The sequence below is a fragment of the Pseudomonas sp. SAS7 genome, assembly GCF_052112345.1.
GTDB lineage: Bacteria > Pseudomonadota > Gammaproteobacteria > Pseudomonadales > Pseudomonadaceae > Aquipseudomonas > Aquipseudomonas putida_Q.
Genome location: NZ_JBEGGO010000016.1, coordinates 113,981 through 131,191, shown reverse-complemented (window position 1 = coordinate 131,191; position 17,211 = coordinate 113,981). Strand labels below are relative to the sequence as shown.

The window sequence follows — 17,211 nt, the reverse complement described above, 5'->3', positions numbered from 1 at the left end:
AGAAGTCGGGATGGTGCACGCGATCGGTTACGGGTCTGCCAACCCTTTCCCACCAGCCAAGCTGCGGCATTTGCACCGCTGCTTCTCATGGACGCGCGAGAGATGATCGAGTCTATCAGCCTCAAAAAGATTGCAACTTATAGTCCTGACGTCGCGGAAAACCTAACCGAACTCAAAGCGGTGAACGTAATCTACGGAGCAAACGGCGCGGGTAAAACAACCATCAGTCGCCTGATTGCTGATCCTGGGATATCAGCGGACTGCACGGTGCGCTGGAAGAACAATATTTCTGTCCCTGCCTTGGTCTATAACAGCGACTTCATTGCTGACAATTACAGCGACTCCAGGAATCTCAAGGGTGTTTTTACTCTTGGCAAGACGGAGCAGAACCAGAAAGACCGACTGGAAGAGCTCAAGACTGACTGTAAGCGCTTTGAGCAGCAGCGAGATAGAACATTACTCCAGCTCAATGGCGAAGATGGAACAAGCGGAAAATACGCAGAACGTCGAGAGCTGGATGCGAGACTAGTTTCCCGCTGCTGGGATCAAAAGATCAAGTATGATGAAGTCTTTCAGGGGGCATTTAAAGGGGTTCGTAATAGCCGAGATAGTTTTAAGGCCAGAGTGCTCCAGGAGAGCTTGAACAATAAATCACTATTGCTCAAGATGGATGAACTCAGTGAGAAGGCGCTGGTGCTCTATGGGGAAGCGCCAAGTGCCCTTATGGCCGTGCCCAGTGTAGACCTGTCATCCCTCATCACCCTTCAGTCTGACCAGATTCTTGCAAAGAAGATAATTGGTAAGGGTGATGTTGATGTGGCCGCTCTAATTGAGCGCCTAGGCAATAGTGACTGGGTTCGTCAAGGTATAAGGTTTCTGGAACACAGTGATGACCATTGTCCTTTCTGTCAGCAAGCTGTATCACATGACTTCGAAGCACATCTAAGTCAGTATTTCGATGAGACGTTTGAGACGGATGTAAAGGCGCTGAAAGAATTTAGTGAGCTTTATTTTTTGAGGGCAAATGATCTCGTAGTGCGTGCACAAAATTTACTGGAGCATGATTACCAGCATTTAGATAAGGAGGTATTGGATTCAGAGATTAAAGCGCTTGAGGCGCTGATAAAAGTTAATGTTGAGCGAATTGTCAACAAGATATCTTCGCCAAGTTTGGCAGTTGAGTTGGAGTCGCTCAGTGACCTGAGCGAAAAGCTCACTAATCTTATTGCAGATGCAAACAAAAAAATAAATGAGCATAACCGCCTTGTCGCCGGTTTCAGCACTGAACAATCCAAGCTGACGTCGGAAGTATGGAAGTATCTGCTTGAAACTGAGTTGAAACAGACGCTTTCAGACTAAGCGACTGATGCTGGTCGTCTTGATAAAGCTATCGAAGGCTTGACCAGAACGCTGGAGAAGGCCAAAGGTGATATTTTGCAAGCAAATGCTGATATCGCTACGATCGAAGCTTCGCTCACTAGTGTGCAGCCGACCGTAAAAGCCATTAATGAGTTGCTCAGAGATTTTGGGTTCCGAGGATTCTCGCTGGCGGTTGCGCCTGGGGAAAATTCTTATAAGCTCCTCAGGTCAGATGGAACAGATGCGCGAAAGACATTGAGTGAGGGTGAAAAGACTTTCGTCACCTTCTTGTATTTCTACCACCTGCTAAAAGGGAGTACTACGACTTCTGGGGTCACCACTGAGCGGATTGTAGTTATCGATGATCCTGTTTCCAGCCTTGATAGTGATGTTCTCTTTATTGTCAGCAGCTTAATCAAACAGATTTTCACTGAGGTGCGTCAGGCTAACAATGTTATTCGGCAGATTTTCGTACTGACCCATAACGTTCATTTTCACAAGGAAATCACCTTTAGTCCGCTTCGTCGTGGCACCAAGGCGTGGGGCGACGAGACATTCTGGGTTGTCCGTAAGCCGGATCATAATACGAAAGTCGAGGGTCACGCGCATAATCCTGTCAAAACGTCATACCAGCTTTTGTGGGGAGAGTTGCGCAAAAATCCACTGCCTACATTGACGCTACAAAATACCATGCGCAGAATTTTGGAGAATTACTTCAAGATTTTAGGTGGTATCGACACCGATAAACTCTTGGAAAATTTCGACGGTCACGAGAAGGTGCAGTGTCAGTCTTTGATCAGCTGGGTTAACGACGGATCGCACTACTCTCCAGATGATCTGTTCGTGGCCATAGGCGATAAAATGGCAACCAGCTACATGAAAATCTTCTTCAAGATTTTCAAAGCTGCCGATCACCTGGCGCATTACGAGATGATGATGGGAGAGGACTATAAGGATCTCACGGCTGACGATGTCCAGATCGGCGGCGGAATTGACGCGGATGGGGATTTTGACTCTGGGCCTCCAGCTGAGGATGCGGTAGAAAAAACAGATGTGGCTGCAGCCCAAACTCCAAAAGCTGCGGATCCTATCAAGATTGACCTCCTTTATAATGCGGTACCTTTAAAAGCAGATCTGCCATCTCCAGTTCAAGACCAAGCGACTCAGCCGGGGCTTCTTACCACTGACGCATCTGGTAACCCGAACACCGTTAGGGTAGCTGTCACACCTTGCACACCTGAGCCTCCCGGAGCACATGGCGATGATCAAGATTTAGATTCGATACCTTTCTGACCTCAGATAACCCAGCGTACGAATCGGTGCGCTGGTTGTTCAGACCGCCGACGCAAATGGAACAGCGTCTGCCCAGCCATCTTCGACGTCTCACGCCAATTATGCTCGAGAGCTGTGATGTTGTGCGTGGTGACTCACGGCTGATCAAGGAACTCCGTCGGGCTGAAATCGGCGGTGGCCACAACACTTCCGAAGGCGTTGTCGTAGAACACATTGGTCGAGATTCAGTTCGTTACTGAGGTGATGATTGTCAAAGTCTCATCAATATCCTCTTAGTTTACCTCGGGGATTGCATAAGCCTCTCGTTTAGGCGTACAGCCCTTAGCCATTGTGAAAGCGTGATGTCATAGGGGCTTAGCTAGCATTACGGCTTACAATGCCCTTGTGTAGTGAATGCATGTTGCAGTGACAACCGAACTAATTTGGCCACGCGCTATCGAATTTATTAGGCTCGCTTCCCCCGTTGGGGTAGGCTATAGAAACTTTTCGAACACCTGAGGATCATCCATGTCTCGCTTAGCAGAATTTCGTAAATTAGAGCAAACCTTGGCAGCTCAGCTTGCTGAGCTTGAGGCTATGAAGGGTAGCTCCGAGCTCAAGAAAGAGATTGAGTTTGAGGAAAAGCTTCGTGATTTGCTGAATAAATATGGCTTCAGCCTGCGTGACATCATCAACCTGCTAGATCCGCAGGCTAGCCGCCGTCCTGCTGGTTCTGTGGTCGCAGAGAAAGCTCCGCGTCGTGCACGGCAGGTTAAGCAGTACAAGAACCCACACAACGGTGAGGTCATCGAAACCAAGGGCGGCAACCACAAGCTGCTCAAAGAGTGGAAAGCCCAATACGGCGCTGATGAAGTAGAGTCCTGGCTGGCCTGAGAAGATTGCTCTGAACACGTGAAAAAACCGCCCTCCGGCGGTTTTTGCTTTTCAGCTTGGCAAGCCGACGACGCTAATAGGTGACTCAGAATGCAGGACGACTACAAAGCGCAGTTGCGTGAAGCCACGAAGGGAGTTCACTACTGCGATTTGGTACTGACACCAGAAGAGGCAGCAGCCTTGAAGGCGCTCGTGCAAGAACTGCAAGGTGCGGGGAGGTACCCAGGGCTCAGCGCCGTGTTCAGAACGATCCTTGAAGAAACCTGGAGCAGTGACGAACCTTGGCCGTTCCTCTCTTCACCAGCGAAGCCCGGGCTTGATTGAGCTCATGCGACACCCTGCGGGCCACTCGCAAGGATGCTGCCTGTGATTCACGATGCTGCAGAGCATATCTGTGTTAGCGGGGCCTAGGAAGCCAGCGGTATGCGCGATTCACGGGCAGCCTGTTCCAAGCCCGGCATATCTCCATCGCGTTCCAATCTCTCAATTTCTGAGCGGAGGTCGTCGATGAGTTCCGCTGCAGATCTACCAGACTCCTGGCTCAGGGTAAGAGTCAGCAAAGTCAATGAGCTCAGTTCAAGCCGGTGGCTCACCTGCTCGAGTTTGTCCAGCGTTAGGCTTGATCGGGCGCCTTCCAATTTGGAAAGGAAAGTCCGGCTGGTATCTCCGAAATCGCGCTGCGAGATTTTTCGCCTGGTGCGAAGCGTCCGAAGTACGATGGCGAATGATGACTTCAGTGACATGTGCAACTCCTCCATTTGTGCTCGTCCTCAGTTCCTCCACGTTAGGTCACGGCCTGCCTCAGTCTGAATGTTCCTCTGTTCAGGACAGGGAGGAGGAGTGACGAGCGTTCCCCTATGTTGACGCACTGTTGATGCATACAGTGTATCTCGTTAAGCTAAGATGGAGAACATTTGTACTCCATGCGGTGGTGAGCGCTATGAAGAATTCACACGAGACCCAGGACGACTGCTTCGCGTTTTTCTCGCGAGAGGAGCTGCTCGAGCAGCAGTGCCTTCTACTTGAGAATGAGCTGGTCGTGATGGGAGAGGAGTTGACCGCCTCTCGCGAAAAAATTGCCACCTTGGTTCTGATGTGGACGGGCATCAAGAATGAGCTACGGCAAGCGGAGGTGGAGTTGAGTGAGGCAAGGCAACAGGCTGATATGAGCACCACTGTTCACTCGTAAACCTCTTCACCCTAGCTGTCGTCATGATGGCTTTATGATTCCACTCCGGTTAGGCTCATTCGCAGCAGGGAAGAGGTGCATTGAGCTAGTGCCGTGTGGGCTTTGCACGGCAAATCGTCGTAGGGCGTTCCATACCTACTTCGTGCTTCTCCGGTCTATGCATTCGACTCAAAACGAGGAAGGAACCCATGTCATTTAGCGACTATCTGAAAGGCCCAGCTCACCGACAGCGTGCGGAAGCTCTTGAGGCACAGCTTGTCGAGCTCCAGCTACAGCATTCGCAGCTGCAAGAGCTCGTTACGAAAATCGGCGCTATGGAAGTAGTGAATGTCCAGAAGCTGATTGAGCAAGAGCAAGCGAAGCTGGCAGGTGTACTCGATGAGACCCGACGCTCAGAGAGGGAGTTGGCTGCACTCGCACAGCGCTCCACTGACCTACAGGGGCAGATACTCGTCTGGGAAGAAACGTTGCTCTTGGAAAGCTTTGCCCTGTATGAGCCCAAGTTCAAGCTGACTTCCAGCCAGGAGTACAAGGCTCGACTGGATTACGTCCGTGATCGTCAAAAAGTCCTGATCAAGAATGGGCAGGCCGCCACCGGCAACACGAACTGGACGGTGAACAACAGCCAGGCGCAAGGTCGCAAGCTTGTGAACGACATGATCAAGCTGGTGATTCGCTCGTTCAACAACGAAGCTGATGCCTGCGTGGCTAACGTGAAATTCGACAACGTCCAGCTGGGCGAGAAGCGAATCCTCAAATCCTATGAAGCTTGCAACCGGCTAGGCAAAATCATGAGCGTAGAGATTTCAGGGGTCTACCTCGACCTTAAGCTCGATGAGCTGCACCTCGCTCATGAATTTCAGATCAAGAAGCAAGAAGAGAGGGAAGAGGCCAAACGCGCCCGGGAAGAGCTTCGGGAGCAGCAAAAGCTCGAGCAGGAGATTCGCGCGGCCCGGGAGAAAATCGCAAAGGAGCGTAAGCACTTCACCACCGCAATGCGCGACCTTCAGGCTCGCCTTGAGCAGGTGCAATCTGATGAAGAGCGCTCAGCGCTGCTGGTGAAACTGGCAGAGGTTGAGGCAGGTCGAGCTGAGCTCGAGAGCGAAGAAAAGCTCATTGATTATCGCGAGCAGAATGCCAAAGCTGGGTACGTCTACGTGATCTCTAACCTGGGTGCATTTGGGGAAGGGATTTACAAGATCGGTATGACTCGACGCCTTGAGCCTATGGATCGAGTCGATGAGTTGGGTGACGCATCAGTACCCTTCTGGTTCGACGTGCATGCGATGGTTTTCTCGAACAATGCACCTGCGTTGGAAGCAAAACTGCACGACCGCTTTGCTTCTGGCCGGCTCAACAAGGTCAACGGGCGGAAAGAATTCTTCCGTGCTGAGATCGCTGAGATCGAGAAGGTCATTCGAGAGAATTATGATGCTGTCGTCGAAGTCACTCATGAGGCGCCGGCAGAGCAGTATCGGGAAAGCCTACGCATGGCATTACCCAAGCCGGCGATCCAGCAATCAGAGCGCATAGCTGCGCAAAGCTAATTCGTGACCAAATGCATGTGAAGCGTAACGACACAGGGACGATACACCGTGATCTATCAATGCAACCACTGTCATCGCTCAACCTTCGAGACCTATTGCTCCCAATGCGGGTCTGCTGAAGCTGCCTCACTAGCTCAGCAAGCTCCGCAAGGTTTGACGCCCCTTGATCCATCGTTCTACCCCGATTTCCAGTATCAGTCAAAGGGCTTCCTAAAAGACATCTGGGGCAAGAAAAAGGAGCAGGCCCAGCTCAGCGACCTTCTGAACAACGTTCTCAGAAAGTACTCTGAGCTGAAGCAGCCGTATTTCACCAACTTCATTCACACCACCCGCGATCCAGTGGGGGGAGTAGGGGATGAGGCTGCAGTGCCAGGCGCACGTATGAATGGTGTCTATTCCGAGCGTGAGCTTTTCAGGGAGGTGCTGATTCGCAGAGGCTTTGACGAGCTTGAGCAATTGCCCACTCTGCTCGACAAGTTGCTTCTCACGACCGCTTTCAATTCTGTGTACGCCGGCTTCTCGCGCGAGGTTACTCGCCACATCCGATCCGACCTGGCCAGCTCGCTGAGGTCGTGGATTGAGGAAGCCGGTACGACATTCCGGGCTGACCTTGCGCTGTTTTACTACTACCTCTGGGAAAGCGACGCCTCCTTCCCGGGACTGCAGTTCAACCCTCAGGCTGCCACCACGACCGGCGTTCCATTGCTTCCCCTTCAGACATTCCAGTCTGGGTTGGGCCTTTGCGAAGAAATCTACTTCGACATCCTGGTCGAGCGCTTGGGAAGCCAGCTCGAGCACTTCAACCCCAATCGGTTCATCACCATGTACTTGGTCGACGCGATGGATGGATTCCAGTTTGAGGCGTTCTTGGTCGAGATTTTCCAAACCATCGGATATGACGTGCGAGAGACACAAAAGACGGCTGATCAAGGTGCGGATCTGTTTGTGAGCCGGTTCGGCAAGGCAATGGTCATCCAGGCAAAGAACTACAGCGGCTCGGTGGGCAATGCTGCAGTGCAGCAAGCTATCTCTGCTAAAGCCTTCTACGGCTGCGATGAAGCCATGGTGGTCACCAACTCATACTTCACCAGATCGGCTAAGGAACTAGCAGCTACGGCGGCGGTGCGACTGGTCGACCGAGAAGGTCTTCAGACGTACCTCGACGACTATAACCAGAAGCTCATAGAGGTCTTCCAAGCTGAAACCGAGGCAGAGGAGGCATAGGCTGACAGGCCCGAATCCCTGATTCTGCTTCCGGAGTGCTGCGCAGCGGATGAAGAATGCTACGCTGCAATGCACCGTTAGATTAGGCGTTTAGCAATCCTGGCCGTACAAAGGTGGTTTTGTGCAACGCATGGAATCATCCACTGAACTGCACCTGCGGCTGGGGTGGGGATCGGCATTCGGGGCGTTCGGCCTTTTTAAATGTCGTTCCCGCCTCGCCGCGATCAACATCATCATCAAAGATGACCGTGCCTGCGCACAGTGTGGTGGCTATGCGCTACCCCTTGGGCACACCCCTCAGTGCATCGACCAAAGGTGCGATGCTATGAAAGCTCAACGATCCCCTGTTTTGATGTGACCTGCAGGATTCATGGGATTATCACCTGAAGCCAGCTCATGCCCTCCCTCCGCCGTCGCGTCGTCAACTAGGCCTGCAGCTTGGGTGGTGACACTCTCAAGGTTCAGAAGCGCTGCCAGATAGCCCCAGTTATCACTGTGCCGGTAGATCGGAGCGAATCTGCCGCAGACGGCGTGAATTTCCAACGTAACCTGCTGAAGAGGGTGCTCAGCAGCGGCTTTAGCCACCTTCAATTGTGGTTTGATGCACGAGAGATGGGGGGCGCCGAACGCAGGGAAGCGCTCCTCCAGAAACTGCTGGCACCACTCCTCGAAATCTGCCGGACAGTCGGCGTGCCTGAAAAGCGGTTCGACGAGATATTTGATGAGTTCCAGCATGGCGACGAAGGTACAGCGCCCTAAGCCGAACATCGTGCTAACAAACTCCATAACCGTAACCGCTGCCAGGCCGAAAATCACACCTGGTAAAACAAGGTATTGACGCAGACTGTTGATCCCGGCGTTCGCGAAGGCCACTCCCTGATCCATCATGGAGACCAGATTCGAAGGATTGACCGAGATGAACTGACGCCGGGCCATGATCATACGGATGAGCGCGCGTGAATACTCAACGAAACTCAACACCCCGTGGCCAACCATTGCCTTAAGGAGCATTTGAGGCGAAGCGGACGTAATGCCGAGCGCTTGGGCGAGCTGGCGAAGCCTGCCATCGAGTGACAGCAGCCCCGCCTGGTACTCATGGCAGAGTGTCAGACAAGCACGTTCTTGGGGATCGAGCACATCTTCGAGGCGTTGCAGGACAGGCGTCGGATGAACAGGGCCATACGCCGGTACGACAGTGCAAAAATTCGAGATCGCAACATCCATGCCCTCAAGTAACGCTAATTCCTGGGCATGAGACTGCTCGCTTTCTTCATGAAAACCCAGCTGCCCTTCGTGTGAGTACAAGGTTCCGCTTTTACGGAACACCGTCGCCGCCTCGATCTTGGCTCGCAACGCCTGCTGTGTATAGGTACTCACATAAACCTGGGGGAGGTGACCCAACACATCTAGCAGGCTATGAGTGGCCAACTCTGTCAGCATCGGCAGGTCTACGACCCAGGTTGAACCCTCTAACTGTCCTGGAAAGACGTCATGGACAGAACCTACATCCGAAGAGATCTGCAGCCAAGGCCCATCAGGAACCCAGCCCCGCACGACATCAATGAGGTCGCGCCCTAGTTGCTTGGCCAGCGCACCCAAGGTTATAGGGTGATGCTCGTAGAACGCCAGTAGCTCGGTTACCTCCGTTCGCTGATGTTCGAGTTGCTCGATAAAGGCCGAGAAGTCCATGTCACCATTTTCATCCTCTGAGAGGGTCATGGAGACAAGGCTTTTGCCAGGGGCTAGCGAATGGCTTATCACACTGTGCGAGATTTCCAGCAAACGCCGCTGAACGGAAGATACTTGCTTGATCTCAAAACGCTGAGCGCCCAGCAGGCTGTCGACGATAGCGGTGTCGCCTACACGCAATCCGATTAAGCACTTGGCGAGCGTGGAGTCTGCGGCAGTAAATTCGGGTGAGCCGGATGGATAGCTGAAACCCTCAAGATCCAAGGTAACCCGTCGAAGACTGCCTTGTTGATCGACCAACTCAACCGACGTGCCTGGTGCGATGACTGCCGGCGCACGCTCGATATCGCGCAGCTCCTCTGCCATCTCTTGGGAGAGCGTCAGCATCACCTGGACGTGGGTAGCCGCAGCTTCGACGTCACCTTGGGCGCAGCGCATGGCCAGGGAGATCCGATCCAGCCCTTTCTGAACCTGACCGTAGCGCAGTTCAATGCTTGCCAGTTGCAGAAGCGTCTTTGCGCTGCCTTCAAGCAATACGGGGAGCCCGGCTACCAAGGCTTGGAAGTCCAGCACGCCCTCACACGCAGCTACGCGCAGGAACATCAGCCGAAAATGGGCACTCTGAGGAGCCTCCGCAACGTTGAGTTCCGCGACTTCGCGCATTCGTGCCCAGTCACCCGCGCTGTTGTAGAGGAACAGCGCCTGTTCACGGGCATCTGCTGAGCTGCGCCAAGTGGCAGGCATGGATTGCAGAAGGTCGCGCGCTTTAGCCTGCCGGCCCGTCAAGCTGTAGCAGTGAAGTAGGTCGACATGTAATGGCGTGAAGGCGTCACCGGGAAGCAGCCTTTCAAGGATAACAACCGCTTCATCATGGCGCTGAGCCCGAATCATCGCTCGCGCACCGAGTGACAGTTCTTGAGGATCTGTGGCGCCAGGTGCTAGCTGGGCTATCCGATCCACAAAGCAATTGGCAAGCTCAGCATCGCTCTCATAAGCGCGACTGGCAAAATACAGGTCAATGATGTTGCTGCTCTGGGGCATGACACCCGCGTGCTCCAGTTCCTTGCGAACCGCCGCGAAGTCACCAGCTTGTAGCGCCAAATCCCAGTGTAAGTGCTGCAGCATTGAGGCGATTCGTGGCGCGACATCCGAGTGCGTCCGTCGCCCAACTTCCTCACGAGCAAGCCGTAGCAGATCAGTCCGCGACTGCGCCATACAAGCGTGACCAAATCGTAACAGGGCCTCGACCGGCAGGTTGGCAAGGTGAGCCTGGAAACGATTCGTGACCTCTTCCCAACGGCTCAAGTCGCACAGGGCTTCGATCTCAACCCGAATCATGATGTCCGAAACGACTGCACCTTTATGGTGGGCCTCTTGAATGAGCTGCAGGGCTTCATCAGCGCGCTGAAGAAGTACCATTGCATAGGCCAGGTGTGCGACTACATCACTCACCGTCTTGGGGCTTTGCGCAGCCCAGAGCGAGCTGGCGCGATCATCAAAACGCGCCATGGCGTCCTGTAACACCTCTACGTGCTCAGGCAACATCGACCGGCAATTGACCCGCACGGCATCAGCCGTGGCCAGTCGAATGGCGTAACGAAGGTAGGTCTCGTCGATAAAGAACGAGGTATCTGGCTTGCTCAGTGCGATGAGTATGATGCGAATGGCGCCTGCATCATCCTCACGCCCAGCATAAGAGGACGCCACCAGTTGCCACGCCGCGGCTTTATCGATAAAGGCGCTGGGCACATCGGCCTCGTTCAGCTGTTCACCCGCAATGATGCGAGCGTTGGCCAACGCACTCCAGACGATAAAAGACTCAGGGAAACGAGCGCTCAACGTTTCTCCGATCGCAACCGCCTGCGTTACCAGCCCCCTAAGCATCAGGGCTCGTATCGCCGCAGCGGCAATTCGATCGTCGGAGTCACAAAGCTTGGCGGCTTCGTCAAAATCGTCTGCCGCGTCTTCGTCCTCACCCAGGTGCCACTTCGACAATCCGCGAAGCAGATACCATCTGGCCTTCTGGTGGTCGTCGAACTCGCTAAGGTCGCTTTCCAGAAGTTCCAGTTGCTTGAGACAGTCCTGGAACCGGTGGGCCCGCTGCCACTCGGTAATCCGGTCGAGTTGCCGAGAGTAAGGTGAGACGGAAGTCGTGTCCCGCGCAGAAGGCAGCTCATCCGCGAGCAGTATTTTCTGCGAATTTGCGCCATCACCAAGTAAAGGTCTGAGCGCGTCCAAGAGCGGTTGCAGCTTGCGGTGGGCCTCGGCGGTCAAGGGGAGGGCGCCTGCTTGGTCGACGAGCGAGCCGGGGCCGAGGTTATTACGTTTCGCAGCTTGAACCGCCTGATAACCTTCCCAGAGCGCACGCGCTTGGCTGAACTCAAGGGCAAGTGCCCCCAAATGTCGCTCCGCGGAGTCCAAGGTTATCTCACCGGCCATCCCGTTAAGCTCGGCGCATGCCAGCTGCAGCGCAGCCCAGACATCTTTGCTGTCGCGCGAAGGGACGAACTTGCTGATCAGCTGCTTCTGGTTGTCGACTTCAACCGTGCGATCAGAGTCCAGGTCATGCGGTAGAAACTTCAGGTGGAGCGCAAACGGAAACAGCTCAACCTTGTCCACCTCGGCGCCTTTTTGTAACTCAACGGCGCGCCGAATCGCGGCGTAGGCCTTGCGGTTGTTTTCATTGCTGAAGCCTTCGGCATGCACGCGCTTGTACCAATCCTCTGGCGTCCCGGAACTCACCGCAAAACGCACCACTTCCTGAGCAGCGTGCATGGCGGTGTTGCTGGAGGCGTGGTAGACGATCAGGATGTCATCAACGTTGCGCCGGAAGCTTGGCTTGCAGAAGTCTTCCCAGGCCAGACCCACGGACTCATTGAAAATGGGGTTGTCCGTCGGCTTCAGCGATCGTTTCATCTGCAACCGCTGGGTGGCGACTTGGCCGGTCTCCGGATGCCAGAGATCGATTACCAGGTCATCGGTGTCGTGATCGAACAGACGCCCCTGGAAGAGCAGGCGGGTGATCACGTAGCCATCGCGGGCGCCCGGGCACTGGGAGCCCAGGCACAAGGCGAGGAGGCGAACGGCCTGGACGCGGCGCTCGAATGAACCACCGCGATCGCCGGTGGATACGGGGCTTGCTACCTGCTTCCTGCGGCCCTTGACTGGCTTGTCCTGAGCTTTAGCGGGGTTCTGGGCTTTCGCACTTTCCGGATTTTCTTGGGCTGACGCTACCCGTGGGGGCTGTTTCCTTGGAGCCTTAGCCATTCTTGGTTCGCAACGCTGATCGGACGCCGGATTTTACCTGTCTTAGGCCGAGATGAGTAGCGCATGAGTGTGGCGATGAGCCTGACCCCGAAAGGCTTATCTCTAAGCATCAAAATAGCAATCGCGATTGATTAAGATATCAAGCTGGAAGCAGGCCCGAGACCACCGCCTGATGAAGCCACATGGCCTACCAGAGCGTTAAAATTTCTTCAGAAAACCATGCGGGCAGACCTGCCCCGACCCAGTCATCTCGCCTTGAAGACATCACCACTACACCTAAACCTATCAACCGCGTTAGTTCTCTTTTGGTCTCTCTCGCCTGCAGCCCTGTGAAAGTCTGAAATTCGCTAATGGGCTGTGTACCTAGGATCAGCAGATTCAACACCGCAGGCCCCGTACTTGAACTAACACCGGCATCCAGTATGAGCTTGCTGCTACTGAAGGAGTGGAGCACTCGCTGACGAAGATTTTTACGGTTGAACGCATCAAGGATGTGGTCGACCTCTTCGATACAAGTCATGAGCTTGAATTCCAACAGCTCTGTTTCACCTTCGTGCATCTGGCTCCAGCGGCTGATTGCTCTGGGGAGGCGCCACAAACGGGGATGAAGGCCAAGCTGTTCGAAGCTGTGACTGATATACAACCACGCAGCGCTGCGCCCCACTGGCTCGCTGATGAGCAACTGATCGTAATGGCCCAATACCGCAACGATACGACGTCGAGGATCGATAGCTGGATCAGGACGAAGGTTATTTTGGTCAGATCCGTGTTCCGTCGCATCCCATACTTGCGTCAGCGGCGCATCTGCAGCCTCAATGAGCTGCGCCAGGTGGGTGGCGGTTTGGGGCGCGATGAGGCCATTCAATTCCGCTGCCTTTCTTGCCAGTTCCTCGGCAGTGGCCAAGATAGAAGGCGAGATGAACATAGAAGTCGTTGCTCCCCAGTAGTTGCCGGTCGTGCTTGGAGATGGATGCTGCTTCATAAACCCAGCTCCTTGGTGAACTGCTTGACGACCAGGTCTGCGAATTGCAAGAGATCTCGTATAGTGCCGGTACCTGATCGATCAAGATGAAAGCCTTTGATGCCAGTAGCTCGAGGCCCATCTCGATCACAGCGTGGCGAATCGCCGATCATTGCTACTTGAGCCGCACCGCCGAACAAGTGCCCAGGCACAACTCCAAGATCATGGCACACGGCGCGGTAGATCGCTGGGTCGGGCTTAGTGACGCCGAGCTCGTAGCTGAACGAATAGGCGTTGAGATCTGGCAGTAGCTTCTTAACTGCCGGCCCGTAGGGTGCAGCGAGGTTGCTGCAGACGGCGGTAGCTAGGCCGTGCTCATGGAGGAGGGCGATCGCATCGCGTGCATCCGGGAACACGTCGATCGATTCGATCTCGCGATGAAGGTCAGACTCCATCTCAGCCATGCGTGACGGTGTAACCTGGATGCCGAGGATGTCAGCAGCTTCTCGAAGCCCGGCATCAATAGTCATCAGTTTATGGAGGTCGCCTGGGCTAGGGCGCCGGCCATGCTTCGCGCCTTCTCGCAGCAACCGGCGATACGGGTGTATGGGTGTCCCGATCCGCAGGGTTGTGCCGAAGGCGTCAAAGATCACTGCTGTGATTGCCATCCGTATCTCCGTGGTCGACCTGGCGGAAGCGAGAGTACACTAAGCCCTCAAATGGAGGATGCCAAATCGTTGAGGCTCAAGAAATGAAGAGAACAGTGTTGGGTATGGCCGAAGCGGGCGAGCCGCTGCTCAGGCAGGCTCTTGAGGCAATTCGAGCTCATAATGACGCCCAGGCTGATGGACTACCATCAGAGGAAATCGAACGCCTTCGACTGGAGGCTGATCACCTCTACCAGACAGCGATCGACTACCAGCTGCACAGCGCAGGCGTCCTGGGTGAGTCAGTTCATTGATAGAGGCGCAACTGTGACGATTCACCAGCTTCGTAATGACGACGAGTACCGAGCAGCCCTCAGAGAGGTCTCGCCACTGTTCGACAATGAGCCAGAACCTGGTACCAAAGAGGCCGAGGTTTTCGAAGCGATGGTTTTGCTGATCGAAGCATACGAGGCCGAGCATTATCCTCTTGAAATGAACACCGAGCTGCCTACCCATAGAGTATCGGAGTAGAGATGATGCAGAAGGATCTCAGCAAGGTTTTGCTTCCAGACCATCCGATGTACACCGATGCAGTGGATGCTTTGAAACGCTATCACCAGGCTCAAGCCGACGGTGTGACGGGGACTGAGCTTGAGCGCCTACGTCTCATCGCGGAGCATCAGTTTCAAGCGGTCACCGACTACCAGTTGCGCGCACTCGGTGGGCCAGTAAAGCCCTGTCACTAGAGGCTACTGCTACACGCCGTACCGCTTGTTCCCTCCTGAGGTGATGCAGTAGCGACCACCTCTAGGGCCTATGCAGATTCGACCAGAAGAGCAGGGGCACGATGAGCCATACTCGGGCGTGTTGATGCGCGCTGGCTGGGGAGCCGGGCGGTCTCTTTTCGGCTGCGGAGTGGCAAAGCAGTTGGAACCGCTGCAGAGGTTTCTGTAAGAGATTCATCGCTGTGGTTGGCCGTCGAGGCTGATGCGCGCCCACTCCGCTTTTTGCTCATAGACCTGCACCTTCTCCCCACGCTTCAGGCTGGATATCACTTTCCCTCCTGGTTGAGCGCGCAGGTTCAGCTTGCCCGCGTTGACGAAATGCTCAGGTGCCGAGGTTTGTGTAGGTTGTGGGGCCGGTAATGAGGTTGATGCCAAAGTGCTCACCGGCGCCTGGCTGAATGGAGGCTCAGTTTTGGGTGAATCCTTCTTCCCGACGGCCCAGCCCACCACGAAGAGAACCAGCAGCATCAGAAACCATGACTGACCATTTTTGCGCATATCCTTTGCACCCTGGAAATGAGAGCTGAGTAGCCGGCTGGATCGCCGCCACACCTAATAGCTGAGTTCGGCAATGGAGGTCTGGCGAGCAATTTTCAATCTGCCATCACTGAAGATATTCAGCTCGGATGGACGCCCGAAGGGGCGAGACGTCGGCGTAAGAAGAGGGCTCGATTCACGACAGCAGGGCCTGGTAGGGCATGCCCTCATGGCTTTACAGGGCTTTCAACATCCGCTCCAGGGTCTGATGCTCCCACGTCGATAGCAGAGCAATCGGATCTGTCCGATCACCTGGGTCGAATACCCAGCGCTGCCCATCGGGACTTACACATTTCTCGCAGTAGTCCAGCTCATCACAGTCGTTGTAGATCGTGATCTGCCATCCTTCTACATCGACTTCGAAATGACAGGCGTACAGCTGCGCCCAGGACTGGCTGCCAACCTTGGTCATTGTCCGCCGTCCGAGCACCACCTCTCGCAGCACCTGACAGACTTCTCGAGCCGTCAGAGTGCTTGGTGATACGTCGTTTTGGTCATGTTGAATCATAAACAGCCCAAGCCTGTCGGTTATCAAGTCGAGGATACTACCCCGTGCAAAAGCTGGCACAGGTTGCAGGCTGGCTTTGAGCAGACTTTGGTCGGGGGAGGTGACCGATAAAAGAGGTGGAGTACAAATGTGCTCCTTTGGGCTGCTGTATGCTAACGCACCCATCTCGCTCATTGAGTCGGCGTGGTTTTGTCGATTGACGATTAACGCCATGTGGTGATCCGTCCAGCCCCCCCTGCGCAGCCTTTGAATCGTCTTTGGTGTCCTTGGTGTATCAGCTGACGAGATTTGCGCTATGTATCCAACAACACCAGATGGTCGCTACTTCGTAGTCAAAGGCCAGCTGTGGCGCTGCAGCAATCCCGCGCTTTCGGAAGAGGAACGCCAGCACCTAGTGCACGTTCTCATGGACGCACGGCGAGCCGTTAAAGAAGCGAAGGCTTCGAAAGACGCAGGACAGCTTCGTAGCGCACGAGCGAGGGTCGACGCAGCTAAAGTAGCGTTGGGGGAGAGGGGCCCGGTCTGGTGGAGCGACGGTAGCCCGGACTACAACCGCCACAAGGCAATCAACACGCCTTACGCTGACTGGTACCGCTCGCTAGCCGAGCAGCAGTAAGAATCGTAGGGGATGCCGGCTCATTTTAGTGCTTCGCCCGCAACTGAATGGATATCCATTGGCGGATACGTTCACGAGGCAGATCGTCCAGCCTAACTAGCGAAGACTCCAAGAGGACGACGACAGACCGAAAATCCGCCGCATCGGGAAACCAATCGGCCAGCTCCACGCTGCAATGCTTTGACTCACCTAACGCCCAGGCGATGGCCATATCCGCTGCGGCACGAAAGTGATCAGCCATGTAGACCTCATGATGGATCGTCCATCCCTGCTGTTTAAGCTCTCGACTAGCGCTGACAACACCATGGCTGCCGAGATACAGGGAAGTGTCAGGATAGTGGATGCCTGCCAGCGCGACCCTGACCCTGCTGGCGCCCTTATCCCAGAATGAAAGGCGGTGCCAATCTCCTGTGGTCGTCCCAGGCCAATAAAAATTGATCGCAGCTTTACCCGTGATGTAATGCTCCTGAGTCACCCGACACAGATCTAAGTCTAGGGGCACCATACGCCACCTCTGTCTCTGTTCACTTGCTTTGTATCTAGTAATCACAGGGATAGTTTTCCTACCGGCAGATGACCTGCTGATACGTCTTCACGAAGGCCAGAAATCGGATTTTCTGAGGTCGACGCATCTCAAAGTATTGGCCGACGTTAAGCGGTACCTCTCAGCCAGGCGCCTGGATGTGAGTGATTTGTTTACACACCGGAGCGGCGCC

General features: G+C 54.5%; 16 protein-coding genes and 1 pseudogene. 10 read left to right on the top strand and 7 right to left on the bottom strand.

Annotated features, from left to right (window positions below; all coding sequences use genetic code 11):
* Nucleotides 1-87: 87 nt before the first annotated feature.
* The 3 genes and pseudogenes from ABI582_RS23155 to ABI582_RS23145 all read left to right on the top strand — a co-directional run bounded on the left by ABI582_RS23155 (nt 88) and on the right by ABI582_RS23145 (nt 3,849).
* Nucleotides 88-2,652, top strand: a pseudogene (locus ABI582_RS23155) (AAA family ATPase).
* 507 nt (nt 2,653-3,159) lie between these two features.
* Nucleotides 3,160-3,525: a histone-like nucleoid-structuring protein, MvaT/MvaU family gene (locus ABI582_RS23150; protein WP_442120387.1), complete on the top strand. Its 366-nt coding sequence runs from the start codon at nt 3,160-3,162 to the stop codon at nt 3,523-3,525.
* 90 nt (nt 3,526-3,615) lie between these two features.
* On the top strand, nt 3,616-3,849 hold the full coding sequence (locus ABI582_RS23145; RefSeq protein ID WP_442120386.1) for a hypothetical protein: 234 nt from the start codon (nt 3,616-3,618) through the stop codon (nt 3,847-3,849).
* 83 nt (nt 3,850-3,932) lie between these two features.
* On the opposite strand, the gene ABI582_RS23140 is transcribed toward ABI582_RS23145, so the two are convergent.
* Nucleotides 3,933-4,268, bottom strand: coding sequence for a helix-turn-helix domain-containing protein (locus tag ABI582_RS23140; RefSeq protein WP_442120385.1), 336 nt, complete (start codon nt 4,266-4,268; stop codon nt 3,933-3,935).
* 197 nt (nt 4,269-4,465) lie between these two features.
* Here ABI582_RS23140 and ABI582_RS23135 point away from each other — a divergent pair, with 197 nt between their 5' ends.
* From ABI582_RS23135 to ABI582_RS23125, 3 genes are all read left to right on the top strand, one after another.
* A complete protein-coding gene (locus ABI582_RS23135; protein ID WP_442120384.1) occupies nt 4,466-4,714 on the top strand; it encodes a hypothetical protein in 249 nt (82 codons plus the stop codon).
* 188 nt (nt 4,715-4,902) lie between these two features.
* Nucleotides 4,903-6,261, top strand: a complete 1,359-nt coding sequence (locus ABI582_RS23130; RefSeq protein WP_442120383.1) for a DUF4041 domain-containing protein — start codon at nt 4,903-4,905, stop codon at nt 6,259-6,261.
* Nucleotides 6,262-6,309: 48 nt separating this feature from the next.
* Complete coding sequence (locus ABI582_RS23125) at nt 6,310-7,485, top strand: restriction endonuclease (RefSeq protein WP_442120382.1); 1,176 nt, start codon at nt 6,310-6,312, stop codon at nt 7,483-7,485.
* A 333-nt stretch (nt 7,486-7,818) separates the two neighbouring features.
* Here ABI582_RS23125 and ABI582_RS23120 read toward each other — a convergent pair whose 3' ends face one another.
* The 3 genes from ABI582_RS23120 to ABI582_RS23110 form a co-directional block, all read right to left on the bottom strand.
* A complete protein-coding gene (locus ABI582_RS23120; protein ID WP_442120381.1) occupies nt 7,819-12,201 on the bottom strand; it encodes a PIN domain-containing protein in 4,383 nt (1,460 codons plus the stop codon).
* 427 nt (nt 12,202-12,628) lie between these two features.
* The gene (locus tag ABI582_RS23115; RefSeq protein WP_442120380.1) at nt 12,629-13,423 is read right to left on the bottom strand and encodes a hypothetical protein; all 795 of its coding nucleotides are present in this window, start codon (nt 13,421-13,423) and stop codon (nt 12,629-12,631) included.
* Nucleotides 13,420-14,070 (bottom strand): HAD family hydrolase, encoded by a 651-nt coding sequence (locus ABI582_RS23110; RefSeq protein WP_442120379.1) that lies wholly within the window; start codon nt 14,068-14,070, stop codon nt 13,420-13,422. Before ABI582_RS23110 ends, ABI582_RS23115 begins: the two co-directional genes overlap by 4 nt.
* Before the next feature lie 83 nt (nt 14,071-14,153).
* Between ABI582_RS23110 and ABI582_RS23105 the strand changes: the two genes are divergently transcribed.
* Genes ABI582_RS23105 through ABI582_RS23095 form a run of 3 tightly spaced genes read left to right on the top strand, consistent with a single transcriptional unit; the run spans nt 14,154 to nt 14,795 of the window.
* Nucleotides 14,154-14,363, top strand: coding sequence for a hypothetical protein (locus tag ABI582_RS23105; RefSeq protein WP_442120378.1), 210 nt, complete (start codon nt 14,154-14,156; stop codon nt 14,361-14,363).
* On the top strand, nt 14,347-14,580 hold the full coding sequence (locus ABI582_RS23100) for a transcriptional regulator (protein ID WP_442120377.1): 234 nt from the start codon (nt 14,347-14,349) through the stop codon (nt 14,578-14,580). Before ABI582_RS23105 ends, ABI582_RS23100 begins: the two co-directional genes overlap by 17 nt.
* Nucleotides 14,581-14,585: 5 nt before the next feature.
* Entirely contained in the window at nt 14,586-14,795 is a 210-nt protein-coding gene (locus ABI582_RS23095) for a hypothetical protein (RefSeq protein WP_442120376.1), read from the top strand.
* Between the two features lie 213 nt (nt 14,796-15,008).
* On the opposite strand, the gene ABI582_RS23090 is transcribed toward ABI582_RS23095, so the two are convergent.
* On the bottom strand, nt 15,009-15,332 hold the full coding sequence (locus ABI582_RS23090) for an SH3 domain-containing protein (RefSeq protein ID WP_442120375.1): 324 nt from the start codon (nt 15,330-15,332) through the stop codon (nt 15,009-15,011).
* A 214-nt stretch (nt 15,333-15,546) separates the two neighbouring features.
* On the bottom strand, nt 15,547-16,092 hold the full coding sequence (locus ABI582_RS23085; RefSeq protein WP_442120374.1) for a DUF7693 family protein: 546 nt from the start codon (nt 16,090-16,092) through the stop codon (nt 15,547-15,549).
* Between the two features lie 82 nt (nt 16,093-16,174).
* Between ABI582_RS23085 and ABI582_RS23080 the strand changes: the two genes are divergently transcribed.
* Nucleotides 16,175-16,495: a hypothetical protein gene (locus tag ABI582_RS23080; protein WP_442120373.1), complete on the top strand. Its 321-nt coding sequence runs from the start codon at nt 16,175-16,177 to the stop codon at nt 16,493-16,495.
* Between the two features lie 25 nt (nt 16,496-16,520).
* On the opposite strand, the gene ABI582_RS23075 is transcribed toward ABI582_RS23080, so the two are convergent.
* Nucleotides 16,521-17,000, bottom strand: a complete 480-nt coding sequence (locus tag ABI582_RS23075; RefSeq protein ID WP_442120372.1) for a hypothetical protein — start codon at nt 16,998-17,000, stop codon at nt 16,521-16,523.
* Nucleotides 17,001-17,211: the final 211 nt, after the last annotated feature.